General features: G+C 69.6%; 22 protein-coding genes and 4 pseudogenes. 11 read left to right on the forward strand and 15 right to left on the reverse strand.

Annotated elements, in window-relative coordinates; translation table 11 throughout:
- Positions 1-207: 207 nt before the first annotated feature.
- Positions 208-1044 carry a VOC family protein gene (locus ABT063_RS35055; RefSeq protein ID WP_351064109.1) on the reverse strand — a complete coding sequence of 279 codons (837 nt, stop codon included), beginning with the start codon at positions 1042-1044 and terminating at the stop codon, positions 208-210.
- Positions 1045-1172: 128 nt separating this feature from the next.
- On the opposite strand from ABT063_RS35055, the gene ABT063_RS35060 reads away from it, so the two are divergent.
- Together ABT063_RS35060 and ABT063_RS35065 are read left to right on the forward strand one after the other, a co-directional pair.
- A complete protein-coding gene (locus ABT063_RS35060; protein ID WP_351064110.1) occupies positions 1173-2327 on the forward strand; it encodes an inorganic phosphate transporter in 1155 nt (384 codons plus the stop codon).
- A gap of 18 nt (positions 2328-2345) precedes the next feature.
- The gene (locus ABT063_RS35065) at positions 2346-2576 is read left to right on the forward strand and encodes a hypothetical protein (protein WP_351064112.1); all 231 of its coding nucleotides are present in this window, start codon (positions 2346-2348) and stop codon (positions 2574-2576) included.
- A 121-nt stretch (positions 2577-2697) separates the two neighbouring features.
- Here ABT063_RS35065 and ABT063_RS35070 read toward each other — a convergent pair whose 3' ends face one another.
- From ABT063_RS35070 to ABT063_RS52410, 4 genes and pseudogenes are all read right to left on the reverse strand, one after another.
- Positions 2698-2847 carry a hypothetical protein gene (locus ABT063_RS35070; protein ID WP_351064114.1) on the reverse strand — a complete coding sequence of 50 codons (150 nt, stop codon included), beginning with the start codon at positions 2845-2847 and terminating at the stop codon, positions 2698-2700.
- Between the two features lie 261 nt (positions 2848-3108).
- Positions 3109-3943: pseudogene (locus ABT063_RS35075) on the reverse strand (sugar-binding protein); the annotation flags it as partial.
- Between the two features lie 123 nt (positions 3944-4066).
- Positions 4067-4417 (reverse strand): hypothetical protein, encoded by a 351-nt coding sequence (locus tag ABT063_RS35080; RefSeq protein WP_351064116.1) that lies wholly within the window; start codon positions 4415-4417, stop codon positions 4067-4069.
- 81 nt (positions 4418-4498) lie between these two features.
- A pseudogene (locus ABT063_RS52410) lies at positions 4499-5548 on the reverse strand (DUF6973 domain-containing protein); the annotation flags it as partial.
- A 143-nt stretch (positions 5549-5691) separates the two neighbouring features.
- On the opposite strand from ABT063_RS52410, the gene ABT063_RS35090 reads away from it, so the two are divergent.
- Entirely contained in the window at positions 5692-6510 is an 819-nt protein-coding gene (locus ABT063_RS35090; protein ID WP_351064118.1) for a class I SAM-dependent methyltransferase, read from the forward strand.
- Between the two features lie 12 nt (positions 6511-6522).
- Here ABT063_RS35090 and ABT063_RS35095 read toward each other — a convergent pair.
- Positions 6523-8143 (reverse strand): annotated as a pseudogene (locus tag ABT063_RS35095) (relaxase/mobilization nuclease domain-containing protein).
- On the opposite strand from ABT063_RS35095, the pseudogene ABT063_RS35100 reads away from it, so the two are divergent.
- Positions 8106-8750 (forward strand): annotated as a pseudogene (locus ABT063_RS35100) (site-specific integrase); the annotation flags it as partial. The pseudogenes ABT063_RS35095 and ABT063_RS35100 sit on opposite strands and share 38 nt — an antisense overlap.
- A 7-nt stretch (positions 8751-8757) precedes the next feature.
- Here the strand turns inward: ABT063_RS35100 and sodN are convergent.
- The gene (sodN, locus tag ABT063_RS35105) at positions 8758-9153 is read right to left on the reverse strand and encodes a superoxide dismutase, Ni (protein WP_059416585.1); all 396 of its coding nucleotides are present in this window, start codon (positions 9151-9153) and stop codon (positions 8758-8760) included.
- Positions 9154-9298: 145 nt separating this feature from the next.
- On the opposite strand from sodN, the gene sodX reads away from it, so the two are divergent.
- Entirely contained in the window at positions 9299-9733 is a 435-nt protein-coding gene (sodX, locus tag ABT063_RS35110; protein WP_351064119.1) for a nickel-type superoxide dismutase maturation protease, read from the forward strand.
- Here the strand turns inward: sodX and ABT063_RS35115 are convergent.
- Positions 9637-10266, reverse strand: coding sequence for a CGNR zinc finger domain-containing protein (locus ABT063_RS35115; protein WP_351064121.1), 630 nt, complete (start codon positions 10264-10266; stop codon positions 9637-9639). The two genes, sodX and ABT063_RS35115, sit on opposite strands and share 97 nt — an antisense overlap.
- A gap of 115 nt (positions 10267-10381) precedes the next feature.
- Here ABT063_RS35115 and ABT063_RS35120 point away from each other — a divergent pair, with 115 nt between their 5' ends.
- On the forward strand, positions 10382-11152 hold the full coding sequence (locus tag ABT063_RS35120) for a class I SAM-dependent methyltransferase (protein ID WP_351064123.1): 771 nt from the start codon (positions 10382-10384) through the stop codon (positions 11150-11152).
- Positions 11153-11217: 65 nt separating this feature from the next.
- Here ABT063_RS35120 and ABT063_RS35125 read toward each other — a convergent pair whose 3' ends face one another.
- The 3 genes from ABT063_RS35125 to ABT063_RS35135 are packed head-to-tail and all read right to left on the reverse strand — an operon-like array spanning position 11218 to position 13915.
- On the reverse strand, positions 11218-11979 hold the full coding sequence (locus ABT063_RS35125; RefSeq protein ID WP_351064125.1) for an amino acid ABC transporter ATP-binding protein: 762 nt from the start codon (positions 11977-11979) through the stop codon (positions 11218-11220).
- Complete coding sequence (locus ABT063_RS35130; protein ID WP_351064127.1) at positions 11976-12920, reverse strand: amino acid ABC transporter permease; 945 nt, start codon at positions 12918-12920, stop codon at positions 11976-11978. Before ABT063_RS35130 ends, ABT063_RS35125 begins: the two co-directional genes overlap by 4 nt.
- Before the next feature lie 32 nt (positions 12921-12952).
- Positions 12953-13915, reverse strand: a complete 963-nt coding sequence (locus ABT063_RS35135; protein WP_351064129.1) for an ABC transporter substrate-binding protein — start codon at positions 13913-13915, stop codon at positions 12953-12955.
- A gap of 663 nt (positions 13916-14578) precedes the next feature.
- Between ABT063_RS35135 and ABT063_RS35140 the strand changes: the two genes are divergently transcribed.
- From ABT063_RS35140 to ABT063_RS35155, 4 genes are all read left to right on the forward strand, one after another.
- Positions 14579-15802, forward strand: coding sequence for an NAD(P)-dependent malic enzyme (locus ABT063_RS35140; RefSeq protein WP_351064130.1), 1224 nt, complete (start codon positions 14579-14581; stop codon positions 15800-15802).
- Positions 15803-16004: 202 nt separating this feature from the next.
- Positions 16005-16970: a zinc-binding dehydrogenase gene (locus ABT063_RS35145; RefSeq protein ID WP_351064132.1), complete on the forward strand. Its 966-nt coding sequence runs from the start codon at positions 16005-16007 to the stop codon at positions 16968-16970.
- Positions 16971-17080: 110 nt separating this feature from the next.
- A complete protein-coding gene (locus ABT063_RS35150; protein ID WP_014674937.1) occupies positions 17081-17290 on the forward strand; it encodes a helix-turn-helix domain-containing protein in 210 nt (69 codons plus the stop codon).
- Complete coding sequence (locus ABT063_RS35155; protein ID WP_351064134.1) at positions 17290-17853, forward strand: Clp protease N-terminal domain-containing protein; 564 nt, start codon at positions 17290-17292, stop codon at positions 17851-17853. Before ABT063_RS35150 ends, ABT063_RS35155 begins: the two co-directional genes overlap by 1 nt.
- Before the next feature lie 125 nt (positions 17854-17978).
- Here the strand turns inward: ABT063_RS35155 and ABT063_RS35160 are convergent, their stop codons facing one another.
- Together ABT063_RS35160 and ABT063_RS35165 are read right to left on the reverse strand one after the other, a co-directional pair.
- Entirely contained in the window at positions 17979-19043 is a 1065-nt protein-coding gene (locus ABT063_RS35160; protein WP_351064136.1) for a PadR family transcriptional regulator, read from the reverse strand.
- A gap of 1 nt (position 19044) precedes the next feature.
- On the reverse strand, positions 19045-20058 hold the full coding sequence (locus tag ABT063_RS35165; RefSeq protein ID WP_351064270.1) for a DUF4097 family beta strand repeat-containing protein: 1014 nt from the start codon (positions 20056-20058) through the stop codon (positions 19045-19047).
- A gap of 168 nt (positions 20059-20226) precedes the next feature.
- Between ABT063_RS35165 and ABT063_RS35170 the strand changes: the two genes are divergently transcribed.
- Positions 20227-21045: a hypothetical protein gene (locus ABT063_RS35170; protein WP_351064138.1), complete on the forward strand. Its 819-nt coding sequence runs from the start codon at positions 20227-20229 to the stop codon at positions 21043-21045.
- A 60-nt stretch (positions 21046-21105) separates the two neighbouring features.
- Here ABT063_RS35170 and ABT063_RS35175 read toward each other — a convergent pair whose 3' ends face one another.
- Both ABT063_RS35175 and ABT063_RS35180 read right to left on the reverse strand, forming a co-directional pair.
- The gene (locus ABT063_RS35175) at positions 21106-21294 is read right to left on the reverse strand and encodes a DUF6104 family protein (RefSeq protein ID WP_351064139.1); all 189 of its coding nucleotides are present in this window, start codon (positions 21292-21294) and stop codon (positions 21106-21108) included.
- Between the two features lie 149 nt (positions 21295-21443).
- A complete protein-coding gene (locus tag ABT063_RS35180) occupies positions 21444-25265 on the reverse strand; it encodes a multifunctional oxoglutarate decarboxylase/oxoglutarate dehydrogenase thiamine pyrophosphate-binding subunit/dihydrolipoyllysine-residue succinyltransferase subunit (protein WP_351064141.1) in 3822 nt (1273 codons plus the stop codon).
- Positions 25266-25448 lie beyond the last annotated feature (183 nt).

A 25448-nucleotide genomic window follows, 5' to 3' on the forward strand; every position in this document is an offset into this window, starting at 1 on the left:
GCCCTGGAAGACGACATCGCCGGGTGGATCGACACCTGGAACGAGAACCCACGGCCCTTCGCCTGGACCAAGACCGCCGACGAGATCCTCAACTCGCTCGCCGACTACCTCACCAAGGTCGGAACCAACAGTCAGGAAACAGAGGAGGACTAACCCTCAGGATTTCTGGTGCATCACACTAGTGCCCCGGCAGGCAACGTTTGCCCGTTAAGGAGCGGCGTCCGGTGCGGCGAGTGGGGCACCTCCCACGCCCTTAAGGCAGTGGGGGAGCGTGCCGGGCGTCGCGACGGGGCGAACGTTGCCTGCCGGGGCACTAGGCAGCCCGCCCGTCTCCGGATCGCGTCCCGTCAGGCAGTAGAGGCCGTCCGCCGGGTCCCGCATCACGGTCCAGTGGCTGCCGTGAGCGACCAGACGCGCACCGAGCCGCTCGTGGGCGGCGCGGGTCGCCTCGATGTCCGCGCAGGCCAGGTCCAGGTGGGCGGAGAGGGGCCGTTCCTCGCCGAGGCGCTGGAGGAGGATGCGGATGGGCAGGCCGGGCGGCGGCTTGAGCACGTGGAACTCGGGGAGCGAGCCGGGCAGCGACTGCCACTCGGGCAACAGGCCGCTCCAGAAGGCGACTTCGGCGTCGTAGAGGGAAGGCGGGATGTCGATGCAGACCTGGTCGAGGCGGCTGCCCCGCACGACCGGCGGCCGGACCGACTCGCCGCGCCACGGCACCGTGCAGAACAGCTGCCCGGCGGGGGAGCGCAGCACGACCAGCGTGCCGTGATCGGCCACCGCCCTCGCCCCGAGCCGCAGCGCCGACACGACGAACTCCGGTACGTCCTCGACGGCGAAGTCGAGATGCGCCCCGCCCGCGCCCTCGACGACGCCCTGGACCTTCGCACACGCATCGCCCTCACCCGGCACGAGAGTCACGAACTCGTCCCGCTCACCCCGGAGTTCGGACAGCCGCGTGTCCGTCACCGCGGTCCAGAACTCACCTGCCCGGCCGAACACGTCCTGGGGCCGGTCGGCGAAGGCGTACGTCCAACGGATGCTCATGGCGTGATCGTAGACAATGGCGTCACCACGTCAGCATCGCACGCCCTCCATCACTCGGGCGCGTGGTCCTGGAACAGCCTTTGCCTTCAGTTCGCCTGAGATTGCCTTCCGCTTGTTTGCATTAAGGAATGGACCACATCACGTTCCTGGTGGCCGTCGTCATCGTCACGGCGCTCGCCTTCGACTTCACCAACGGGTTCCACGACACGGCGAACGCGATGGCCACCTCCATCGCCACGGGGGCGCTGCGGCCGAGAACGGCCGTACTGATCAGCGGGATCCTCAATGTGGTCGGCGCCTTCCTGTCCACCGAGGTTGCGAAGACAATCTCCGGCGGCATCGTGGACGACACCCTCGTCACGCCTGGAATGATCTTCGCGGGCCTTGTCGGTGCGATCCTGTGGAACCTGCTGACCTGGCTGGTCGGACTGCCGTCCAGTTCGTCGCACGCGCTGTTCGGCGGGCTGATCGGGGCGGTCTGGGTCGGTGCCGGCTCCGACGGAGTGCATTTCGACAAGGTTGTCGAAAAGGTGCTGATCCCGGCGGTGGCCTCGCCGGTGGTGGCCGGGGTCGCGGCGCTGATCGCGACGTACTTCGCCTACCGGCTCACCACCCGTGCCCGCAAGCAGTCGGTGACCAAGGGCTTCAGGCTCGGTCAGATCGCCTCGGCCTCGCTGGTCTCGCTCGCGCACGGCACGAACGACGCGCAGAAGACCATGGGCGTCATCACGCTGACCCTGATCTCCGCGGGGGCGCTCGGCCACGACGCCGGTCCGCCGTTCTGGGTGATCGCGTCCGCGGGCCTCGCGATCGGCCTCGGCACGTATCTGGGCGGCTGGCGGATCATCCGCACGATGGGCAAGGGCCTGACCGAGATCCAGTCGCCGCAGGGCTTCGCCGCAGAGACCGCCTCCACGACCGTCATCCTGACCTCCGCGCACCTCGGCTTCGCCCTGTCCACCACGCAGGTCGCCTCGGGCAGCATCCTCGGCGCGGGGCTGGGCCGGCGGCTGGCGGAGGTCCGCTGGGGCGTCGCCGGCCGGATGGTGATCGCCTGGCTGGTCACGCTGCCCGCCGCCGCGCTGGTCGGCGGTGTCTCCGCGAGCGTGGTCAAGCACGGCGGGAACACGGGCACGGTCGTCGTCGCCCTGGTGGGCGCGGCCGTCGCCGCGGGCATCGTGGCCCTCTCCCGGCGCAACCCGGTGCACGCCAACAACGTCAACGACGCCCACGAGGTCGCCATCCGAGCCACCACGCCGTCGAGCGTCGGTACGGCCGCCTGAGTCACGGGAGTTCACAGCATGAGTCTCGACTGGACCGCACTGGGCCAGGTCGCCGCGGTGAGCATCGGCGTCACCGTCGCCGTGGTCGTCGTCTTCGCCCTCGGCATTCTCGGCCTCGCCCGCTACGAGGACGCCCGGGAACAGAACGGCACATCCGCCGTCGCCCTCACCCAGGCCGGCCTGTGCTTCCTCGCCTGCGCGGCGGTGGTGGCGTACGGCATCTATCTGATCGTGCCTCAGTTCCACTGACCTGACGGTTCGCCGGGGCCTTCAGCCGTCCATGGTGTCCTTGATGTGCTGCCGCAGCGCGGGTTGTTCGTACAGAGAACCGGGGCGCCCCGTGTACGGGGCGCCCCGGTCGGTGCCGACGTCAGTCCCTGCCGCTCCTGCGGACCCGCCGCGTCGCGTCGACGACGAAGGAGGCGCAGCCCACGGCCAGGACTACGGCGAGTGCGGTCTCGTGCTGGTCCGCGAGGGGGATGGCCAGGGCCGCCAGGACTGCGGCGGCGCACGCGGCCACCGTGGTGCAGTACCAGAGGTATCCGCGCAGCGCGGTGATCGCGTGCTTCCAGTTCTTCGGGGTCCACTTGATGTCCTTGGCACAGCTGGTGAACCCAGGCGGTCTCCGACCTGGTCAGGCCGAGCCTGAGGAAGTACTTCGGCGACCACCACGGCCTCCAGCAGCGGACCGTTCCCGCCGTGGACGGGGGCGACGGAGAGGAAGCGCCCGGTGTCCGGGTTGCCGAGGCGCACGCCCATGAGCATGAGCGAACTCACCGTGATCGGCCTCGCACGCGGCCGCGGTGGCGGCCGCCGTCGGGGCGATGATCCGCTTGGGACAGGCCAGCGTCTCGCCGGCCACCACGACGTTCTCGGAGGCGACCGTGGTCGTCGAGTTCGTCAGGCCGCCCAGCAGTGAGCCGGTCACCTGCCAGGTCGTCGAGGCCGTGCTCGGCGATCCAGCCGGTCTGCGCGGCGTTCGCGGTGAAGCTCAGCTTGCGCTGGTCCTGCGTCACCACCCGCCGGGCCGTGTTGGAGACCTTCTCCAGGTAGGTGTAGTCGGACTGGGACGTCTCCGCGACCGTGCCGGAGGTCCACTCCTTGCCGAAGATCGCGGCCTGGCCCTCCTGCTTCGCGCCCTCGCCGGGGGTGCGCGAGGAGATGCTGCGCGTGACGCTCATGCCGAAGAACGAGGCGTCGTCGGCGCAGAGCGTGGAGTCACCGGTGAGCAGGTTCAGCGAACCGGGTCCGACGTCCGTCGTCGCGGCCGTGTTGGCGTTGCGATCCACTACAACGGTCAGCGGGTCGGTGCTGCGCGCGGCGGAGGTGGGGCCGGTGAAGTCGGCCTTGATCTGGACCGTGCCGTCCGGGTCGACGGTGTCGGTGGCCGACCACACGAGCGGGGAGTTCCTGCCGTCGGTCAGTGCCACCGGCCAGGCGGTCAGCGCGGTGTCGCCGGAGGTGACGTCACCGGCCGGGATCCGCACCCACTCGTCGGCCTCCGAACGCCGCCAGGAGAACGACACCTTGTCGTACGTGCCCGGCGCGGCCTCGGCCACCAGCGGCAGCCGGCGCGTGGTCCGCTCACCCTCGGACGGCTGGAACAGGGCAGCCGGAGTGAAGAACGTCGCGGCCGGCCTCCGCCACAATGCCCGCAACCCACGTCGCCCCCTCGCACTCCTCGGCCCCGACTGATCACAAACCGGGCTTCACGCGACTACGCCGAAGCGGGGAGGTTCTCAGAATCCGTACGTGAGCGCCCCGTAGACCACGTATACGAGGAAGCCGCAGACGATGAGCCCGAGTCGCACGGCCGACAGCGAGAGGCAGACGCGCACCGCCTTGTCGCTATTCCGGCCCCCGACCCGGTTACGGACGACCGAGGCGGTGACGGCGAGCGACAGCAGGAGGAAGGCGGCAAGGGCGAAATAGGGGATGGAGTCGGCCAGGGACGCGTCGTAGTTCTCGGTGATTCCCGGCAGCAGCAGACCGATGCCCACCGATACGAGCGCGGTGAGAGACGTGGTGACCGTGTCCAGTGCCAGAACGATGGTCCATCGCGGGGCCAGCCGCTGTGCTGACGAGTTCATTGAGCAGTGCTCTCTCTGGTGATGTGGGGAGGCCGGGTGGCGAGGTGTACCTCGCCACCCGGCACAGGGGTGTTCATCGGGTCAGCGCAGGGCCAGCTTGCCGTTCTTCAAAGCCTTCTTGCACCTGCTGCAGGCTGCCTTGTGCGCGCCCCACCGGGTCCACGCGGTGATCTGGCTGCCGATCTTCCGGCCTACTTTGTTGTTGTAGTAGTCGACCTTCGAGTCCCTCCGCTGGGCCTTGTTCTTGGAATTCTTGTGCTTCTTCTCGTGGGCGTCGCCGAACGCCTTGGCGATCGTCTTACCGAAGTCCCACACCAGCATGGCCTGCCAGATGCAGTGCCGGTACGCGTTCTGCTTGTTGGAGTTCTTGTACGCCTTCTTGGCCTCCTTCAGTGCCCAGTAGCTGTCGTCGGCGACACCCCAGCAGGCCCACCAGTACTTGGCGCAGGCCACGCCCTCGTGCCAGATGTCGTTGATGCTGAACCGGCCGGTCGTGTCCGTGCAGTCGATCGGATCGCCCGAGCAGTAGTCGTAGGCGTTGGCGTTGCCGCCGACGACCGGGTCCACCGACGTGAACCGTCCCGCGGTGGTGTCGTACAGGCGAACTCCCATGAGAGTGAGCCCGGTGACGGTCTCGCTGGAGCGCTGCTCTCCACCGAGCCAGCCGTACCGGGGGGCCGCCGTGCCGCCGCGGGCCTTTCCGTATTCCTCCGTGTCGAGGGCGACGGGCGCCGTGGCCCCGTCCAGCGGGAGCTGGAGAGCCACGTCCCCGTGGATGTCGGTGAGCTGCAGAACCGTGTCGCCGGTCTTGCTCGTGGTCGCGGCGAGGGATCCGCCGAGTGAGTCCACGTTGCGGGTGAGCGCTCCCGTGGCGGTGTCCTCGACGATCCAGCGAGGGCTGTCCGAATCACCGTCGTAGTGGTTGAGCTTGGACTCGGTCCGGGTCCAGGTGCTTGCGCTGCCGGTCTCCACCGTCCAGGAACGGAACCGGTGGGCGGCGTCGAGCTGCCAGGTCTGCCGCTTGCCGTTGGCGATCTGCCGGTGGACGAGATCGGTGGTGTAGTAGTCGATCGCCGCACCGCCGGGCAGGGCGGTGGCCCGGCCGAACGCGTCGTAGGCGTACCCGCTGTCGTGCGCCGGCTCACTGCTCTGGGCCGGGAGCTGAGCGGCCCGCAGTACGGTGGAGCCGCGCAGGCCGCACACCTACGCGAACGACTCCAGCACACGGCCGTCCTCGCGGCCTCACCCGCCGCCCGCCCACCGGAGCTGCCGACGTGACCGAACTGTCCGCCGCACACAACGCCGCTGTCACCGACCGGAGCCGCCTTGCCGGGAGCGCCTACAGTAGTGACCGGGATCTGGCCGCCCGCCAGTCGCTCTACCAGTGGCAGAAGCCCCGTTACGACCTGCCCGGCATCGTCGCCGAGCAACTGAGCGGTGTGCATGGGCGCCTGGTCGATGTCGGCTGCGGCAATGGCAAGTTCATCCAGCGGCTTCGCGACGAGCGGCCCGATCTGGCCCTGCTCGGCCTGGACATCGCCCCCGGCATCCTCGCTAGCGTGCCGGGCCCCGTCGCCGTGGCGGATGCCACCCGCCTGCCGCTGGTCACGGCGAGTGTCGACGCCGCCCTGGCGCTGCACATGCTCTACCACGTCCCCGACATCCCCCAGGCAGTGCGGGAGCTATCCCGCGTCGTCGCCCGTGACGGGCTGGTGATCGCCTCCACCAACAGCGACCAGGACAAGGCCGAACTCGACGACCTGTGGCAGCGGGCCGCAGGCGACGTCCTCGGCACCGGACGGGGCCCAGCCCGCATCTCGCTCAGCGCCCGCTTCTCCCTGGAGAAGGCCGGGGCCTTCCTGGGGGAGCAGTTCGGTCGCGTGGAGACGATCGAACTGCCCGGCACCATCTCGGTCCAGGATCCCGAGCCGGTCATCGCGCACATGGCGTCCTACCGGGCCTGGGCGGACCAGCACGATGTGCCGTTCGAGGCCACGATCGAGCGGGCCCGCGCGATTCTCGTCGATCACATCGCCCAGTACGGGGCCTTCGAGGTCACGTGCCTGGGCGGCATCCTCGTCTGCCGTCGCTGAGGGCCAACTTCGCTAGCGGCGTCGGTTGCGGTCCAGTGGCGGTTCGCTCACTGTCATGGGTGTGGGCTGCGGTGCGGGTGTGACGGGCGTGGGTGTCCGGGTACTTCGCCTGCGTGCTGCCTGTGCTCGCCTGTTCGGCTGGACGGTGATGCGCCAGTTGAGGACCTCGGCAGGGCGTTCGGCGGTGTCGAGTTCTCGCTGGGCGGCGACTTCGGCCAAGAGACGCCGGGGGTTGTGGCCGGCGGTCTCGGCGCGGGCGAGGGTTGTGGTCAGGGCTGGCCAGGCGGGATCGGCGAGGATGCGGTCGGCCTGGTCGGGGAGGGCTGCGCGTAGATCCTGCTCGAAGCGGCTGATGGTGGCGGCGCGTGGCGCGCGTCGGGTGAGATCCGCCAGGACTGGCGCGGCGGCTTCCTGGTAACCGGCCTGTAGGTGACGGAAGGCTTGCTCAGCTGCGGCGGCCTGCTGCTCGTGGCCGCGTTGTTCGTGCCACTTGGCGGCTGCCCGCGCCAACTGGAGTGCGGCAAAGATCAAGGGCGATGGTGAGTCCGCCCGGATCGTGTGTGGCGTAGACGAGTTGCTTGGCGGCTTCCCGTAGGGCGGTGGCGGCTTGATGGTCGGCCCGGATCGCCGAGCGGCGGGCTCGGCTGAACACCTGTGCCGCTGCTTGTAGTTCGGCCCGGTGCGAGCCGTGGGTGGCGAGGGCCAGGTTGTGGAGGGTGTCGCCGAAGGCATCCAGGTGGCCCTGTGCCACGGCGTCGCCAGCCGAGTTGAGGACGGCGTGGGCGTGGCGGATGGCAGCTACGGCGCGGCGCCACGGCTCGGCCGGGTCCGCCACCGGTTGAGGGCGGTCGGCCAGGTCCTGGGTCGGGAGGCGTTCGCACAGACGGTTGTAGGACAGGTCGGGGGCGAGCTTTGAGCCGCCGTACCAGACCGGCTCGCCGTTGGCCGTGTCGCCGGGCGCGGCCAGGCTGTAGCCGGTCACCTCGCCGGTCTCGGGGCCGATGCGCGGCCTGATCTGGATGCCTAGGGAGTGCAGCACGGTGAAGTACTCGTCGATGCTGCGTACGGCGGCGGCGACCGCGTACGCCCGCTCGCCCAGCCACTCTCGCGCGGCCTCATCCCGCCCTTGGCGCTCGGCCTTCGCGTGCTCGGCTCCGGTGGGGGTGCGCGGGGCGGTGAGGTCGCCGGACTTGAGGCGGCGCAGCCCGAACTCAGCCTCGATCTTGCGGCATTCCCGCTGTGCCCGCCAGCCGTCCCGGTTCGTACGGGGGCGGCGGCCGTCGGCACGGACGGTGGTGGCCATGATGTGGATGTGGTCGTCGGCGTGCCGGACCGCGATCCATCGGCACGCCTTCTCGTCGCCCTCGGGGGCGATGCCCGTGGCGGCGACGACGCGGCGGGCGACCTCGGCCCACTCGGCGTCGGTGAGGTAGCGGTCGCCAGGCGCGGTGCGTACGGGGCAGTGCCTCACATGCTGCGGCGGCTTCTCTCCACCGAGCTCCCGGGTGCGCAGGTTGACATGGTGGTCTAGGCGCCGGGCGAGCTGGGTGTAGGTGGCGGTGGGGTCGCGGCCGGGGTCGGGGGCGCCGGCCAAGGCGATGGACGTGATGCCGCCGTACATCCGCGCGGCCATCGTCACGCTCGCCGGATCAGGCTTGCGAATAGGCGAGTTGCTCGGCCTCAAGGTGTCGGACGTCGACTTCAAGGCCGGCACCATCCGCGTCGAGCGCCAGCGCCTCCAGTCCGGGAAGGTCGGCCTGCCGAAGACCGCCAAGTCCCGGCGCACCGTCCCGGTCGGCGAGGTCGTCACAGACGCCCTCCTCACGCACCTCGCCGCACGCCCCTCCAAGGAGTGGCTGTTCAGGATGGAGGAGGGTGAGCCCCTCAACTACCGCCGCTGGAAGACGGAGTGGAACTGCGCTCGCAGGACGCTCCAAGCGGCGGAGGCCGAGGCGGCCGAGCGGGAGAGCCGTAAGCCCGGCGAGTTGCCGCACATGGTGACCCACGACCTGCGCCACTTCTACGCCTCCGCCCTCATCGCCGGCGGAGCGAGCGGCAAGCAGGTCCAGCTCGTCCTCGGCCACGCGTCCGCCGTCATCACGCTGCGGATCTACGCGCACCTGTGGCCCGGAGAAGAAGACCGCACCCGCTCCGTCATGGACGCCGTTCTCGGCGGCCTGCGGACCGGGTGCGGACAGGTAGGCGATGCGACCCGCGAAACCGCAGGTCAGGCTGCCTAGCCATAGATCAAGCCTTCTTGGTCTCCCAGAAGATCTTGTCGATCTGGGCGATGTAGTCCAGCGCCTTCTGGCCCGTGGCCGGGTCGGTCGAGCCCTTGGCGGCCGAGAGGGCCTTCAGGGCGTCGTTGACCAGCTGGTGCAGCTCCGGGTACTTCTCGAAGTGCGGCGGCTTGAAGTAGTCGCTCCACAGCACGGAGACGTGGTGCTTCGCGAGCTCCGCGCGCTGCTCCTTGATGGTGGTGGCGCGCGCCTGGAAGTGCGGGTCGTCGTTGCCGGCCATCTTTTCCTGGATGGCCTTCACCGACTCCGCCTCGATGCGGGCCTGGGCCGGGTCGTACACGCCGCAGGGCAGGTCGCAGTGGGCGCTGACCTTGACCTTGGGGGCGAACAGGCGGGAAAGCATGAAGCAATCCTTCCTCGTGATCGTCTTCTCAGGTGCGACATTACTCCCCGGGGGAGGGGATTTCGCGAGTGCCCCCATGGGCTTAGGACAAAAGTCCGGGGTGAGACTGAGACTGGTGGAGGACGAACCGGGGAGGTGCCGGGTGATGCCGGAGCTGTCGCAGGATGCCGAACGGGGGAGGGCGGAGCGGCCCTTCGGCTGGGTCGAGGTGACCGGGCCGTCGATGGTGCCCACGCTGTACCACGGCGATTGGCTCGTGGTGCGGCACCGGGGCCGGATCAGGCCCGGCGACATCGTCGTCCTGCGCCATCCGTTCCAGCAGGACCTGCTCGTCGTCAAGCGCGCGGCGGAGCGCCGTGAGGGCGGCTGGTGGGTGCTCGGGGACAACGCGTACGCCGGTGGCGACAGCACCGACTACGGGCCCGTGCCCGACGAGCTGATCCTGGGCAAGGTCCGTTTCCGCTACCGGCCGCTGAAGCCGGATCAGCGCTCGCCGCTCGCCGTGCTGCGCTGGGCGCTGTCGGCCGCCAGGCCGGTCCTGCCCGACCGGTCCGCCTCCAGGCGCTTGCGGGCGCGGTAGGCCGCCACGTTGGCGCGGGTGGCGCAGCGGTCGGAGCAGTAGCGCCGGGAGCGGTTCGTGGAGGTGTCCAGGTAGGCGTTGCGGCACGGTGCCGCCTCGCACAGGCCGAGGCGGTCCACGCCGTACTCCGTCAGGTGGAACGCCAGGCCCATCGCCGCGATGGCCGCGAAGCCGGCGGTCGCGTTGGAGGGATGGTCCGCCAGGTGCATGTGCCACAGCGGGCGGCCGTCGTCGTCCCGGAAGTCGTGGCCGGAGATCTGCGGGCTCACCGGGAACTCCAGCAGCAGTGAGTTCAGCAGGTCCACCGCGAGGGTCTCGTCGCCGCCGTCCGCCGCCTCGAAGACCGCACGCAGCCGGGCCCGGACCGAGCGGAACCGCGTCACGTCCGCGTCGGTGGCGCGGCGGGCCGCCGACTGGTTGACCCCGAACAGGTCGCGGACGGCCTCGACCGAGGTCAGAGAGTCCTTGCCCCGGCCCGGTTCCTCGCTGTTGACGAGACGTACCGCGTAATCCGAGTAATAGGCCAGTTCCACTTGTAGTCCTTACGGAGGCGTTCTATGGTCGTGATGCGGTCGGGGTAACAGCCGGTCGTGCATCCAGGGTATTACGTGACGTGTGTTACATGGCATCTCATGACGGAGGGGCTCGATGACGGACACGGACACCACGACGACCGGCGCCGACTGGCAGGCCTGGCAGGAGAGCTGGGACCGCCAGCAGGGGTGGTACATGCCCGACCGGGAGGAACGCTTCCGGACCATGCTCGACATGGTCGAGGCCCTCGTCGGCACCGCCCCGCGCGTGCTGGACCTCGCGTGCGGCACGGGAACCATCACGGCCCGCCTGCTCGCCCGGTTCCCGGAGGCCACCAGCACCGGCGTCGACCTCGACCCGGCGCTCCTCGCCATCGCCGAGGGCACCTTCGCGGGCGACGAGCGGGTCACCCTCGTCACCGCCGACCTCAAGGACCCCGACTGGCCCGCCAAGCTGCCGTACGAGTCGTACGACGCCGTCCTGACCGCCACGGCCCTGCACTGGCTCCACAGCGAACCCCTCGCGGCCCTCTACGGTCAGGTCGCGGAGCTCGTCCGCGACGGCGGTGTCTTCATGAACGCGGACCACATGATCGACGACGCCACGCCCCGGATCAACGCGGCGGAGCGCGCACTGCGGCACGCCCGTATGGATCAGGCCAAGCGGGACGGGGCCCTGAACTGGGCCGAGTGGTGGCAGGTGGCGGCCAAGGATCCGGTGCTGGCCGAGCCGACGGCCAAGCGCTTCGAGATCTACGGCGAACACGCGGACGGCGACATGCCGTCGGCGGCGTGGCACGCGCGCGTGCTGCGCGAGAAGGGGTTCGGGGAGGCGCGGCCGGTGTGGTGCTCGCCCGCGGACACGTTGTTGCTGGGGCTGAAGTAGCGGGGGCATGAGAAGGGGCGGTACGGGGATCCCCGTACCGCCCCTTCTCCGATCGCGCCGGCTCGCTACAGCACCTTCGACAGGAACGACTGCGTCCGTTCGTGCTGCGGGTTCGTCAGTACTTCCCTCGGGTCGCCGGACTCGACCACCACGCCGTCGTCCATGAAGACCAGGCTGTCGCCGACCTCCCGGGCGAAGCCCATCTCGTGGGTGACGACGATCATCGTCATGCCGGACTCGGCGAGGTCGCGCATGACGTCCAGGACGTCGCCGACCAGCTCCGGATCGAGGGCCGAGGTCGGCTCGTCGAACAGCATCAGCTTCGGGTCCATCGCCAGCGCCCGGGCGATCGCCACACGCTGCTGCTGGCCGCCGGAGAGCTGCGAGGGGTAGTTCTGCGCCTTGTCGGCCAGCCCCACCCGCTCCAGGAGCTCAAGCGCGCGCTCCCTGGCCTCGGCCCTGCTGGTGCCCTTGACCTGGACCGGCGCCTCCATGATGTTCTCCACGGCCGTCATGTGCGGGAACAGGTTGAAGCGCTGGAAGACCATGCCGATGTCCCGGCGCTTGACCGCGACCTCGGCGTCCTTCAGCTCGTACAGCTTGTCGCCCTTCTGGCGGTAGCCGACCAGCTCACCGTCGACGTACAGCCGCCCGGCGTTGATCTTCTCCAGGTGGTTGATGCAGCGCAGGAAGGTCGACTTGCCGGAGCCGGAGGGGCCGATGAGGCAGAACACCTCGCCGGACTTCACTTCCAGGTCGATGCCCTTGAGGACCTCGACGAGCCCGAAGGACTTGTGGACGCCTTCGGCCTTCACCATGGCGGTCATGCGGTACCTCCCGCCGACGGACGGTTCGACAGGGACAGCAGGTTCGCCCTGATCTTCTGCAGCGGAGTCGCCGGCAGGCTGCGGCTCGAACCGCGGGCGTAGTACCGCTCCAGGTAGTACTGGCCGACGCTGAAGACCGAGGTCAGCACCAGGTACCAGGCCGCGGCGAGGAACAGCATCTCGGCCGGGGCGCCGGAGGTCTGGCCGATGTCCTGGGCGACGCGGAGCAGCTCCGAGTACTGGACCACGGACACCAGCGAGGTCGTCTTCAGCATGTTGATGACCTCGTTGCCCGTGGGCGGCACGATCACGCGCATCGCCTGCGGGACGACGATCCGGCGCAGCGTCTTGCCGTGGCTCATGCCCAGCGCGTGCGCCGCCTCGGTCTGGCCCTCGTCGACCGAGAGCAGACCGGCCCGGCAGATCTCCGCCATGTACGCCGCCTCGTTGAGGCCGAGGCCCAGCAGTGCCGTCAGGAACGGGGTCATGAACTGCGACCACTCGTCCTTGTAGACCGGCCCGAGGTTGATGTACTCGAAGACCAGGCCCAGGTTGAACCAGACGATGAGCTGGACCAGGACCGGGGTGCCGCGGAAGAACCAGATGTAGAACCACGCGATGGACGAGGTGACCGGGTTCTTCGACAGGCGCATCACCGCCAGCAGGATGCCGCCGACGACGCCGATCAGCATGCACAGCACCGTGAGCAGAAGGGTCTTGCCCACGCCGCTGAGGATGCGGTCGTTGAAGAAGTAGTCCGGGATCGCCCCCCAGTTGATCCTGCCCTGGGAGAACGCGTAGACGATGCCGCCCAGCACGGCGAGGGCGACGACGGCCGAGACGTACCGGCCGTAGTGACGGACCGGAATGGCCTTGATGGCCTCCGGGCCGGCCGGCGGGGTGTCCGCCGGCCCGTCCGTCTTGTCGATGTCAACAGTCACGGGTGTTGCCTTTCAGTGCCCGCCGGCCGCGGTCACTTGCCGCCGTTGATGGTGGCTTCCTTGACGGCGCCGTCCGCGACGCCCCACTTCTCGATGATCTTGCCGTACTCGCCGTTCTCGATGATCGCGTCCAGCGCGGCCTTCAGGGCGTCCCGCAGCTGCGTGTTGTCCTTGGCCACCGCGATGCCGTACGGCGCGGCCTCGACCTGCTCGCCGACCAGCTGGAAGTCGTTGCCGCCACCGGAGGTCTTCACGGCGTACGCGGCCACGGGGAAGTCGGAGGAACCGGCGTCGGCGCCGCCCGCGCGCAGGCGGGTCTGGGCCTGCTGGTCGTTGTCGAAGGCCTCGATGGACAGCTTCTTGCCGGCCGGGCACTTCTTCGCCTCGGCCTTGGCGAGGTCCTCGGAGACCGTGCCGCGCTGCAGCACGATCTTCTTGCCGCACAGGTCGGACCAGGTCTTGATGCCCTGGTCGTCGCCCTTCTTGGTGTAGATCGAGACACCGGCGGTGAAGTAGTCCACGAAGTCGACGCCCTCGCCGACCTTCTTGCCGGTGTCGGAGTCGACGCCCTCCTGGCGGTCCTTGGTGTCGGTCATCGCGGACATGGCGATGTCGTACCGCTTGGAGCGCAGACCCGTGATCAGCGTGTCGAACGTGCCGTTCTCGAACTCGAACGTCACGCCCAGCTGCTTGCCCATCGCGGCCGCGAGGTCCGGGTCGATGCCGACCGTCTTGCCGGAGCTGTCCTTGAACTCGACCGGCGCGTAGGCGATGTCGGAACCGACCTTGATGGTGCCCTTGTCACGGATCGACTGCGGCAGCTTGTCGGCCAGCGGTGCCGAGGGCGCCGAGGCGGTGTCGGTGCTGTCCGAGCCGCTGTCCTTGGTCTGGTCACCGCAACCGGTGAGCAGCAGAGCGCCTGCGACCGCGATCGCACCGACCGCTGCTAGCCGGTTGTGCGCGGCGGTCGTACGACGGGTGGAGCTTGCGGTCATGGTGGGTTCCTCCGGCGGATGGGTGGAGTTGCCGATGGGGCGGGCAACGGCCGATGGGTTCGGCAGGTGCCTTGGGTCCTGGGTCGACGAGAGCACACGCCTTCGAGTGTCGCGACCTCGTGTGATTACGGCATCTTGCCATTCGGACGAAGGCATTCAGGGGGCCCGCCATGTCAAAATCGGATAACGGGCGACCCCCGAACCGCACCAGGTCGGTACATCCCGACCGCACCATCTGCGGGAATCTGTCCTTCCGGCCGGAAGATCTTCGGCGCATCTCGGGATGCGGACGATCGGGTCTGTGCTGGTCGGGGCCGGTTGAGCGCCCCTGCGGTGGCCGTCAAGGAGCTCTTGAGGGTTTGTGCCTGGAATGCCGTCATGATTCATGTCACCGGCACGGAGGCGTTCGCCTCGGGTTCCGCGGTGTTGCGTGTGATCTTGCAGGCCTTGCGCGGAATCGACTCGTCGTCGGCGCCGTCCGTCCGGTAAGAAGGTTCTTTACACCCCTCATCCGGGGCTCAGGGCGCGTGTGCGGCGCGCCCGTCGCGTATGTGCCCGTGCGTATCCCGTGCACAGCACCATCAGGGCCGTACGCGGTGCCCGCCCACTTCTCAACCAGGAGTGGCCACCCTCAAACCATGAAGACCTAAGGGGTAGAACAAAGTGGCAGCGGAGATCGTCAATCCTCGCAGCGACAGCAGTACGGAGCAGGAAGCCGGGGCCGAGCCCCTCGATTCCTTCGATCCGGCGTTCGCGCTGCACCGCGGCGGCAAGATGGCCGTGCAGGCCACCGTGCCGGTCCGCGACAAGGACGACCTGTCCCTGGCGTACACGCCCGGCGTCGCGAAGGTGTGCAGTGCCATCGCGGAGCAGCCGGACCTGGTCCACGACTACACGTGGAAGTCGTCGGTCGTCGCCGTCGTGACGGACGGTACGGCCGTGCTCGGACTCGGCGACATCGGGCCCGAGGCCTCCCTTCCGGTGATGGAGGGGAAGGCGATCCTGTTCAAGCAGTTCGGGGGCGTGGACGCGGTTCCGATCGCGCTGGACTGCACGGACGTCGACGAGATCGTCGAGACCGTGGTGCGGCTCGCGCCGTCGTTCGGTGGCGTGAACCTGGAGGACATCTCGGCGCCGCGGTGCTTCGAGATCGAGCGGAAGCTGCAGGAGCGGCTGAACATTCCGGTCTTCCACGACGACCAGCACGGTACGGCGGTGGTGACGCTGGCGGCGCTGCGGAACGCGGCGAAGCTGACCGGTCGTGGGATCGGGGAGTTGCGGGCCGTCATCTCGGGTGCGGGAGCGGCGGGTGTCGCGATCGCGAAGATGCTGGTCGAGGCCGGAATCGGGGATGTCGCCGTCGCGGACCGGAAGGGGATCGTGTCGGGGGACCGGGACGATCTGACGTCGGTCAAGCGGGAGCTGGCCTCGTTCACGAACAAGGCGGGGATCATCGGGTCGCTGGAGACGGCGCTGGAAGGTGCGGACGTCTTCATCGGCGTGTCCGGCGGTACGGTGCCGGAGGCCGCGGTGGCGTCGATGGCTCCGGGGGCGTTCGTGTTCGCCATGGCCAACCCGAATCCTGAGGTGCACCCCGATGTGGCGCACAAGTACGCGGCCGTGGTGGCCACCGGGCGGTCGGACTTCCCGAACCAGATCAACAACGTGCTGGCGTTCCCCGGGATCTTCGCGGGGGCGTTGCAGGTGCGGGCCTCCCGGATCACCGAGGGGATGAAGCTCGCGGCGGCCGAGGCGCTGGCCGCGGTGGTCGGGGACGACCTCGCCGCGGACTACGTGATTCCGTCGCCGTTCGACGAGCGGGTGGCTCCGGCCGTTACGGCGGCGGTGGCTGCGGCGGCTCGGGCGGCGGGGGTTGCTCGGCGGTAGCCGTTGCGATGAGCAAGCCTGCACGGAGTTGAGTCGTGTTGTGATGGCCCCGTCCGGTTGGGCGGGGCCGTTTCTTTACCTTGGGTGCGGCTGTTCGGGTGGGTGGCCGGGGGCACTATGACCCGACCCACTCCGGCGACAGGGCGTGTGTCACAGCACCCCCTGGTTCCCCGCACCGCCGGCGGAGCCTATCGTCAAGGTCATGTTCGCTGTCTACGCCGCCCGAATCGACCGCGACCAGCCGCTCTCCGGCCTTGAGTCGGGAGAGCGTCCGGCTCCCGAGGCCCGCCCCGGCTGGAGTGTCGTCAACGTCAAGGCCGCCTCCCTCAACCATCACGACCTGTGGTCCCTGCGCGGCGTCGGCCTCGCGGAGGACAAGCTGCCGATGATCCTCGGCTGTGACGCCGCCGGCGTCGACGAGGACGGCAACGAGGTCGTCCTGCACTCCGTCGTCGGACAGAGCGGGCACGGCGTCGGCCCCAAGGAGCCCCGCTCCATCCTCACCGAGCGTTATCAGGGGACGTTCGCCGAGCAGGTCGCCGTACCGACGTGGAATCTGCTCCCGAAGCCCAAGGAGCTCTCCTTCGAGGAGGCCGCCTGTCTGCCCACCGCCTGGCTGACGGCGTACCGGATGCTGTTCACGAACGCGGGCGTCAGGCCCGGTGACTCCGTGCTCGTGCAGGGCGCGGGGGGCGGTGTCGCCACGGCCGCGATCGTGCTCGGGAAGGCGGCCGGGCTGCGGGTCTTCGCCACCAGCCGGGACGAGGCCAAGCGGAAGCGGGCGGTTGAGCTCGGGGCCGTGGAGGCCCTGGAGTCGGGGGCTCGGCTGCCGCAGCGCGTCGATGCCGTCATCGAGACCGTGGGTGCCGCCACCTGGTCGCACTCGGTCAAGTCGCTGAAGCCGGGGGGCACGCTCGTCATCTCCGGGGCCACCAGCGGTGACCGGCCCTCGCACGCCGAGCTGACCCGGATCTTCTTCCTGGAGCTCAAGATCGTGGGATCGACGATGGGGACCAAGGACGAGCTGGAGGACCTGCTCTCCTTCTGCGCCGCCACCGGTGTGCGCCCGGTCATCGACGAGGTGCTGCCTCTGGACCGGGCCCGCGAGGGCTTTGAGCGGATGGAGTCCGGGGAGCAGTTCGGCAAGATCGTCCTCACGAACGGCTAGTAGTTCCTTCTGACTTGCGGCCGGTCCGGCTCCGTTCCCGGGCCGGCCGTTGGTGTGTGCGCGTGTCAACCATGGTTGACAAATGGGTCGCGTCAACGTAGGTTGACGTCATGAGTGAAGCAACGGATCTCGCCGAGCGTGCGGGTGATCGCGATCCCCGGGTCGGGCTGCGGGCCGTCGCCGCGCTGCGCCGGCTGCTGGAGCAGTTGGAGGCCGTGCAGGTGCGCAGCGCGCGCAATCAGGGCTGGTCGTGGCAGGAGATCGCCGCGGAACTCGGTGTGAGCAGGCAGGCCGTGCACAAGAAGTACGGGAGGCATTGATGTTCGAGCGGTTCACGAAGGACGCCCGGGACGTGGTGCGGGGGGCGGTCGAGCACGCGGAAGGGGCGGGGGCGCAGTCCGTGGACGCGGAGCATGTGCTGCTTGCTCTGCTCGATCGGGAGGGCAGTCGGGGCTCGTTCGCCTTGGCCGCGGTCGGGCTGGGGGAGCGGAGGGAAGAGGTCCGGGCGGCGCTGGTCGAGGCGCGGCGGCGTGCCGGGTTGTCCCAGGCCGAGGCCGATGCCCTGGCGGGACTGGGGATCGACGTCTCGGAGATCGTCGCCCGCGTCGAGGAGGTGCACGGCGTCGGGGCGATGTCCGGCGACCGGAAGGACAAGGGGTGGTGGGCGGGCCGCCGGTCCTTCAGCCGGGGCGCCAAGGAGGTGCTGGAGAAGGCCTTGCGTATCGCCGTCGCCCGTCGCGACCGTCACATCGGCGACGAGCACATCCTGTTGGCTCTCACCGTCCGGCCCGGCGTCCCCGCAGAGGTTCTCGCCGACCACGGGGTGACGTACGAATCGCTGACGCGCGTGCTGTACGGCGGGGGAGAGGCCAAGGCGGGCTGACCGGTGCGTGGTGGGAGGCGTGCGGGGAGGGCGGCGGGCTGCTCGGTGGCCCGCCGCCCGGCCAGCGCGTGAACGACGCTCCGGCAGCCTGCATCCAGGAGGCCTTCGCGTCTAGGCCTTCGCGTCTAGGCCTTCGGGGCGCGCAGCAGTGCCCCGATGTGTGCCGCCGCCGTCGAGAGGTGGCGGCGGGCGTCGCGGAGCTGGTCGGGTGTGACGCCGTGGTCCCGGGCGGCGTCGCGGATGTCGTCCCGGAAGCGGTCGAGCAGGCGGTCCAGGTCGCGGGCCGGGTCGCCGGTGGAGTCCTCGTGGGCCCAGGCCGGCTCGTACTCCGCAGGGAAGTCCTCCGGGGTGTGCGAGTACTCGGCGGTCGGTGCCGCCTTCTCCGCGTTGCCGTGGCCCCGGCCGAAGCCGAAGTCCTTCCCGAACTCCTTGCCGTAGTCCTTTCCGAACTCGCCGAACTCCTTGGCCAGTTCCGTCAGGCCCTCACGCACCCCTGTCGGCCAGTCGCCCCGGGTGAAGTGGTCCTGAACCTGCTCCTGGACCCTCCGGGCGATGCGCTGCACCTCCTCCTGCGCCTGCGCCCGGGCCCGCTCCTGCGCCTCCTTGGCCTGACGACGGGCCCGTTGGGCCTCCTCGCGGGCCCGTCGGCTCTCGTCCTTGGCACGCCGGGCCTGCTCCTTCCACTCCTGCTTGACGCGGCGCATCTCCTCCTTGGCGGCGCGCCAGGCCTCCTTGTCGGCGTGCTCCCCGAAGTCCCCGAAGGGGCCCTCCTGTTCGCCACCGGCCCGCGGCCCGCCCTCGCGGCGCGCCTCGGAGGCCGCCGCCCGGATCTCGCGCCGCAGGTCGCCCGCCGCGCCGCGCACATCGGCCCGGATCTCGGCGGCGAGCTCCGCGACCGACTCGCGGATCTCCAGCTCCAGGTCGGCCAGTTCGCCGCTGCGGTCGGCCAGTTCGGCGCGGCCCGCGTCCGTGATGGCGTACACCTTGCGGCCGCCCTCGGTGGTGTGGGTGACCAGGCCCTCGGCTTCCAGCTTGGCCAGGCGCGGATAGACGGTGCCCGCCGACGGCGCGTACAGGCCCTGGAAGCGCTCCTCCAGGAGGCGGATCACCTCGTAGCCGTGGCGCGGGGCCTCGTCCAGCAGCTTCAGCAGATAGAGGCGGAGGCGGCCGTGGGCGAAGACGGGAGGCATGTCAGAGCACCTTCTTGTCGGTCGTGCTGTCGGCCGGGGCGCTGGTCGAGTCCGCGCCCGGGCCGGAAGCGGAATTGTCTCCCGAGTCGCCCTGGGGGCCGTCCGCCGGGTCGCCCTGCGGACTGTCCGTCGGGTCGCCGGTGCCGGACTTGGTGTCCTTCGCCCACGCGTCGGAGTTCCCCATGTCGTCCCACCGCTCGTCCTCGTCCTCCCGGGGCGGCCTGCGCAGCAGGGCGATGGAGCCGGAGAGGGTCGTCGCCCGCAGCTTGCCGCTGCCCGTGCCGAGGCGGCCGGTGATCCGGTGCGCGCCCCACTGGCCGTGCACCCGGAGGCCGTCGAAGGCGTTGGAGATCGTGCCGCTCGCGGTGTTCGCCTCGACCTCCGCATCCGCCGGATGCGGCAGCCGGATGGCGATTTCGCCCGAGACGCTGGTCAGCCGCACATCGGTGGGGCCGTCCGGATCGAGGTCGACGATCATGGAGCCGCTGACCGAGTCGGCCCGCACGGAGGAGCCGGAGCCCTCCACCACGGTGAGGTCGCCGGAGACGGAGTTGAACCTCAGGTCTCCGGTGACGGCCTGGGCCTCCAGGTTCCCGGAGACCGTGTCGGCGCGGACCGGGCCGGACAGCCCGACGAGTGTCGTGTCACCGGTGACGCCCTTCACCACGGACGTCCCGCGCACTCCGGAGACGACGGCACCGGCGCTGATCACGCCCACCTCGACGCGGGTCTCGGCCGGCACGGCCAGGGAGACGACGGCACTGCGCCGCCAGCCCTTGCGGTCGAGCCACTTCAGGAAGCCCTTCCACGGCAGGTCGTCGTACGCCACGGTGAGCGTGCCGTCCTCCTGGGTCACCACCAGGGGTGGTCCCTCGAGGTGGGAGACCTCCAGGCGGGCGGAACCTTCGTCCGTGCCCACCACGTTCACCGTTCCGTCGACGATGCGTACGTGGAGGGCCGTGACGGGATCGTCGAACGTGAGCTTCGCGGGCTCCGTGACGGACCACTCGGACATGGTGCAGACCTCCCCGTCGTGACGCGCCATATCGCGTCTCCATGCAATTCACGATATATCGCGGGGAGGGAAAGTCAAGACACTCGTTTTGGGGATGTCTGACGCCTCGAGAGCCTCAAAAATGTCTCAAAAGTTCTCAAATGGGGCGAATAACCCTAGCGTGTGACCATGTCGACGGAAGCCGCCCGTACCGGTCCCGCCCCCGGCGCCCTGCTGTTGTGCCGGGCGGTGCCCGACTCCGTCGCCCCCGCAGCCCGGTTGCTGCGCGAACGGACGCTGCTCACGCGCGCGGGCGAGGACTGGAGCGTCCTCGTCCCCGAGGGCACGCCCTGGCGGCACGGCGCCGACCCCGTCGACCGCGTCGCCACCGGCTGGGCCACCGCTCTCGCCGTCGGCGCCGCCTGTCCCGTACTCGCCCTGTGGTGGGACGCCGACCGGGCCGGCTACACCCTCGCCTCCGGCTTCCGCCGCCCCGTCGGCTACGTCTGGCTGGCCAACGGCACCCCCGCGGGCGAGGACGAGGCCATGCGCACCTTCGCCGGGCGCCTGGGCCTCGACCCGGTCATGGACCTGGAGTCTCTCGACCGGCTCACGAAACCCGACTCCGCGGCCGACGCCCACGCCCGCCTGCGCGGCCTGCTCGCCGTTCTCACGCGTGCGGGCGTCTCCCTACCCGTGGGCCTCACCCCCGGCGAACCCGCCGAGCGCCTCAGCGCGGCTGCCCACGTCCGTCCGGACGCCCGGCAGATCGGGGAGATGGGGCCGGGACGGCGCGACGCGGTCCACGGAAGCCGTATGACTCCCTGGCTCCCCTGGGCGGGCGGGCCCCAGGCTCACGCCCTGTCCCTCGCCCAGGTGGCGGTCGGCCTCCCGCTCACGGCCTGGGGCGTACGGCGCCGCAGTGGCGGCTGGATCACCGCGGGGGTGCTCTTGCTGGCGCACGGCGCGCTGGGACTCGCGTACGAATTGGCCCACCCGCGCGACTGACATCCGCGCGACTGACATCCGCGCGACTGACCCCCGCGCGACCGACAACCACGAAGCTCCCTACTCGTCGTCCTCGTCGTCCTCGTCGTCCAGCCGGGCCAGCCACGTCGCCAGCCGCTCCACCGGCACCTCGAAGTCCGGGTTCAGATCGACGAAGGTCCGCAGCTGCTCGGCGAGCCACTCGAAGGTGACCTCCTCCTCGCCGCGCCGCTTCTGAAGTTCCTCGATTCCGCGGTCGGTGAAGTACATGGGTTGTTCTCCTGCGTTCGTACGGGATGGTGGTGCCGGAAACAGCCTAAGGACTGGGTGGGGGGCCCGGAGTCCGCGAGGCCGTGCGGGCAGGGAAAGGCCCGGTCCCCGAAACTCGGGACCGGGCCTTTCCGCAGTGCCGGTGAGGACTACGCGTCGAACACCTCACGCACCAGCTGCTCCTGCTCGGCCTGGTGCCGCTTCGCGGAACCCACCGCCGGCGAAGAGCCGTGCGGACGGGAAATCCGCCGCAGCCGCTCGCCGTGCGGCACGTCCGCGCCGACCGCCAGGTCGAGGTGGTCGATCAGGTTGAGGGCGATGAAGGGCCATGCACCCTGGTTCGCCGGCTCCTCCTGGGCCCACAGGTACTTCTCGGCGTTCGGGTACTTGGCGATCTCGGCCTCGAGCTCGGCACCCGGGAGCGGGTACAGGCGCTCGATGCGGATGATCGCCGTGTCCGTGGCGCCGCGCTTCTTCCGCTCGGCATCGAGGTCGTAGTAGACCTTGCCCGCGGTGAAGACGACCTTCTTGACCGCGGCCGGGTCGACCGACGCGTCCCCGATGACCGGCTGGAACTGACCGGTCGTGAACTCGTCCGCCTTGGACGCCGCGGCCTTCAGACGCAGCATCGACTTCGGGGTGAAGACGACCAGCGGCTTGTGGTGCGGGTTGTGCACCTGCCACCGCAGGAGGTGGAAGTAGTTCGACGGCGACGTCGGCATCGCGACCGTCATGTTGTTCTGGGCGCAGAGCTGCAGGAAGCGCTCCGGGCGGGCCGAGGAGTGGTCCGGGCCCTGGCCCTCGTAGCCGTGGGGCAGGAGCAGGACGACGCCGGAGGTCTGGGCCCACTTCTGCTCCGCCGACGAGATGAACTCGTCCACGACCGTCTGGGCGCCGTTGACGAAGTCGCCGAACTGGGCCTCCCACATCACCAGCGCGTCGGGACGCGCCAGCGAGTAGCCGTACTCGAAGCCCATCACCGCGTATTCGGAGAGGAGGGAGTTGTAGACGTTGTAACGCGCCTGCTCCTCCGCGAGGTACATCAGCGGCGTGAACTCCTCGCCCGTCTCACGGTCGATGATCACCGCGTGGCGCTGGCCGAACGTACCGCGCTGGGAGTCCTGGCCGGACAGCCGGACCGGGACGCCCTCCAGCAGGAGGGAGCCGACCGCGAGGGTCTCGCCCATGCCCCAGTCGATCGTGCCGTCCTCGACCATCGACGCCCGGCGCTGCAGCTGCGGCAGCAGACGCGGGTGGACGGTGATGTGGTCGGGGATGTTGACCTGGGACTCGGCGATCCGCTTGACGACCTCCGTGGTGACCGCGGTGTTGACAGCGACCGGGAACTCCGCCTGCGGGTCCGAGGGCTCCACCGACGGGGGCTGCGAGGTGGCCTCGCGGACCTCCGTGAAGACCTTCTCCAGCTGGCCCTGGTAGTCCTGGAGGGCCTGCTCGGCCTCTTCCAGGGTGATGTCGCCCCGGCCGATCAGCGACTCGGTGTACAGCTTGCGCACCGAGCGCTTCTTGTCGATCAGGTCGTACATCAGCGGCTGCGTGAAGGCCGGGTTGTCCGACTCGTTGTGACCGCGGCGGCGGTAGCAGATGAGGTCGATCACGACGTCCTTGTTGAACGCCTGGCGGAACTCGAAGGCCAGGCGAGCGACGCGGACGACGGCCTCGGGGTCGTCGCCGTTCACGTGGAAGATCGGCGCCTCGATCATGCGGGCCACGTCCGTCGCGTACATCGAGGAACGCGAGGACTCGGGCGCCGCCGTGAAGCCGACCTGGTTGTTGATGACGACGTGGACCGTGCCGCCCGTGCGGTAGCCGCGCAGCTGCGACATGTTCAGCGTCTCGGCGACCACACCCTGCCCCGCGAAGGCAGCGTCGCCGTGCAGGGCGATCGGCAGGACCGTGAAGTCCGTGCCGCCCTTGCCGATGATGTCCTGCTTGGCGCGGGCGACGCCCTCCAGGACCGGGTCGACCGCCTCCAGGTGCGAGGGGTTGGCGGTGAGCGAGACCTTGATCTGCTCGCCGTCCAGGCCCGTGAAGGTGCCCTCGGCGCCCAGGTGGTACTTCACGTCGCCGGAGCCGTGCATCGACTTCGGGTCGAGGTTGCCCTCGAACTCGCGGAAGATCTGCGCGTACGACTTGCCGACGATGTTCGCGAGGACGTTCAGGCGGCCGCGGTGGGCCATGCCGATGACGACCTCGTCCAGGCGCGACTCGGCCGCCGAGTCGATCACCGCGTCGAGGAGCGGGATGACGGACTCGCCGCCCTCCAGGGAGAAGCGCTTCTGACCGACGTACTTCGTCTGCAGGAAGGTCTCGAAGGCCTCCGCCGCGTTCAGCCGGCGCAGGATGCGCAGCTGCTCCTCGCGCTCCGGCTTGGAGTGCGGACGCTCGATGCGGTCCTGGATCCACTTGCGCTGCTTCGGGTCCTGGATGTGCATGAACTCGACACCGGTGGTGCGGCAGTACGAGTCGCGCAGCACACCGAGGATGTCGCGCAGCTTCATCATCGACTTGCCGGCGAAGCCGCCGACGGCGAACTCGCGCTCCAGGTCCCACAGGGTGAGGCCGTGCTCGGTGATGTCCAGGTCGGGGTGCTTGCGCTGCTGGTACTCCAGCGGGTCGGTGTCGGCCATGACGTGGCCGCGGACCCGGTAGGAGTGGATCAGCTCGAAGACGCGGGCGGCCTTCGTGACGTCGTCGTCGTGCGAGGCGTCGATGTCCTTGAGCCAGCGGACCGGCTCGTAGGGGATCCGCAGGGCCTCGAAGATCTCGTCGTAGAAGTCGTTCTCGCCGAGCAGCAGGTTCGCGACGATGCGCAGGAACTCGCCGGACGCGGCGCCCTGGATGACCCGGTGGTCGTACGTCGACGTCAGGGTCATGACCTTGGAGATGCCCAGCTTGTTGAGCGTGTCCTGGGAGGTGCCCTGGAACTCGGCCGGGTAGTCCATCGAGCCGACGCCCATGATGACCGACTGGCCGGGCATCAGGCGCGGGACCGAGTGGACCGTGCCGAGGCCGCCCGGGTTGGTCAGCGAGACCGTGACGCCGGTGAAGTCGTCCATCGTCAGCTTGCCGTCGCGGGCGCGGCGGACGATGTCCTCGTAGGCCTGCCAGAACTCGAAGAAGTTCAGCGTCTCGGCCTTCTTGATGCCGGCGACGACGAGCTGACGGTCGCCGTTCGGCTTCACCAGATCGATCGCCAGGCCGAAGTTGATGTGCGGCGGCTTGACGAGGGTCGGCTTGCCGTCCTTCTCGGCGTAGTGCCAGTTCATCGACGGCATGGCCTTGATGGCCTGCACCATCGCGTAGCCGATCAGGTGCGTGAAGGAGATCTTCCCGCCCCGGGCGCGCTTGAGGTGGTTGTTGATGACGATGCGGTTGTCGAAGAGCAGCTTCACCGGGACCGCGCGCACGGACGTGGCCGTGGGCAGCTCCAGGGAGGCGTTCATGTTCTTCGCGACCGCGGCGGCCGGGCCGCGCAGCGTGACCAGCTCCGGTCCCGCGCCGTCCGCGGACGCGGCGGCGGGCTCGGCCTTGGCCGCCGGCTTCGCGGCGGCAGGCTTGGCTGCCGGGGCTGCCGGGGCGGCCTTCGCGGGCGCCGGAGCGGCGGCCGCGGGCTTCGCGGCGGGCGCCGGGGCCGGAGCCTGGGCCTGCTTCGGAGCCTGCGCGGGTGCCTGGGCCTGGGCAGGCGGGGCAGCAGGGGTGGACGGGGCCGTCGTGGTCCCTGCGGCCCCCGCGGCCGCAGTACCCGCCGGAGCCGAGGCGGCGGCCGCGCCCGGCTTGTAGTCGGCGAAGAAGTCCCACCAGGCTCGGTCTACCGAATTCGGGTCCTGGAGGTACTGCTGATAGATCTCATCGACGAGCCACTCGTTGGGTCCGAACGCGGCAGCGGGGTTCTTGCCCGCTTGGTCGGCGTCGGTCGAGATGCTCGAGTTACTGGGGGACTGTGGCGACACGGCGGCAACCGCCCTCTTCCGCTTCACAAGGTGATGGACAGCGGGAATTAAGGCTACGCCTCCAAGACCGCGAAGGTCAGGCCGGGCCCGTTCATCGTCGCGTAAGTCACATCAAACAGCGTGTTTCAGGGGTGGAAATGGCGGGAAACAAGCGTGGTTCCGCTTCGGCAGGGAAGGGCTGAG

Origin of the sequence: Streptomyces sp. NPDC002838, assembly GCF_040295365.1 — a bacterium.
GTDB lineage: Bacteria > Actinomycetota > Actinomycetes > Streptomycetales > Streptomycetaceae > Streptomyces.

What these genes read in the sequence shown, in the direction of transcription:
- ABT063_RS35055 (WP_351064109.1), bottom strand. Translation starts at nt 1,044, where the DNA reads ATGAGCATCCGTTGGACGTACGCCTTCGCCGACCGGCCCCAGGACGTG.
- ABT063_RS35060 (WP_351064110.1), top strand. Translation starts at nt 1,173, where the DNA reads ATGGACCACATCACGTTCCTGGTGGCCGTCGTCATCGTCACGGCGCTC.
- ABT063_RS35065 (WP_351064112.1), top strand. Translation starts at nt 2,346, where the DNA reads ATGAGTCTCGACTGGACCGCACTGGGCCAGGTCGCCGCGGTGAGCATC.
- ABT063_RS35080 (WP_351064116.1), bottom strand. Translation starts at nt 4,417, where the DNA reads ATGAACTCGTCAGCACAGCGGCTGGCCCCGCGATGGACCATCGTTCTG.
- sodN (WP_059416585.1), bottom strand. Translation starts at nt 9,153, where the DNA reads ATGCTTTCCCGCCTGTTCGCCCCCAAGGTCAAGGTCAGCGCCCACTGC.
- sodX (WP_351064119.1), top strand. Translation starts at nt 9,299, where the DNA reads ATGCCGGAGCTGTCGCAGGATGCCGAACGGGGGAGGGCGGAGCGGCCC.
- ABT063_RS35120 (WP_351064123.1), top strand. Translation starts at nt 10,382, where the DNA reads ATGACGGACACGGACACCACGACGACCGGCGCCGACTGGCAGGCCTGG.
- ABT063_RS35125 (WP_351064125.1), bottom strand. Translation starts at nt 11,979, where the DNA reads ATGACCGCCATGGTGAAGGCCGAAGGCGTCCACAAGTCCTTCGGGCTC.
- ABT063_RS35135 (WP_351064129.1), bottom strand. Translation starts at nt 13,915, where the DNA reads ATGACCGCAAGCTCCACCCGTCGTACGACCGCCGCGCACAACCGGCTA.
- ABT063_RS35145 (WP_351064132.1), top strand. Translation starts at nt 16,005, where the DNA reads ATGTTCGCTGTCTACGCCGCCCGAATCGACCGCGACCAGCCGCTCTCC.
- ABT063_RS35150 (WP_014674937.1), top strand. Translation starts at nt 17,081, where the DNA reads ATGAGTGAAGCAACGGATCTCGCCGAGCGTGCGGGTGATCGCGATCCC.
- ABT063_RS35155 (WP_351064134.1), top strand. Translation starts at nt 17,290, where the DNA reads ATGTTCGAGCGGTTCACGAAGGACGCCCGGGACGTGGTGCGGGGGGCG.
- ABT063_RS35160 (WP_351064136.1), bottom strand. Translation starts at nt 19,043, where the DNA reads ATGCCTCCCGTCTTCGCCCACGGCCGCCTCCGCCTCTATCTGCTGAAG.
- ABT063_RS35165 (WP_351064270.1), bottom strand. Translation starts at nt 20,058, where the DNA reads ATGTCCGAGTGGTCCGTCACGGAGCCCGCGAAGCTCACGTTCGACGAT.
- ABT063_RS35170 (WP_351064138.1), top strand. Translation starts at nt 20,227, where the DNA reads ATGTCGACGGAAGCCGCCCGTACCGGTCCCGCCCCCGGCGCCCTGCTG.
- ABT063_RS35175 (WP_351064139.1), bottom strand. Translation starts at nt 21,294, where the DNA reads ATGTACTTCACCGACCGCGGAATCGAGGAACTTCAGAAGCGGCGCGGC.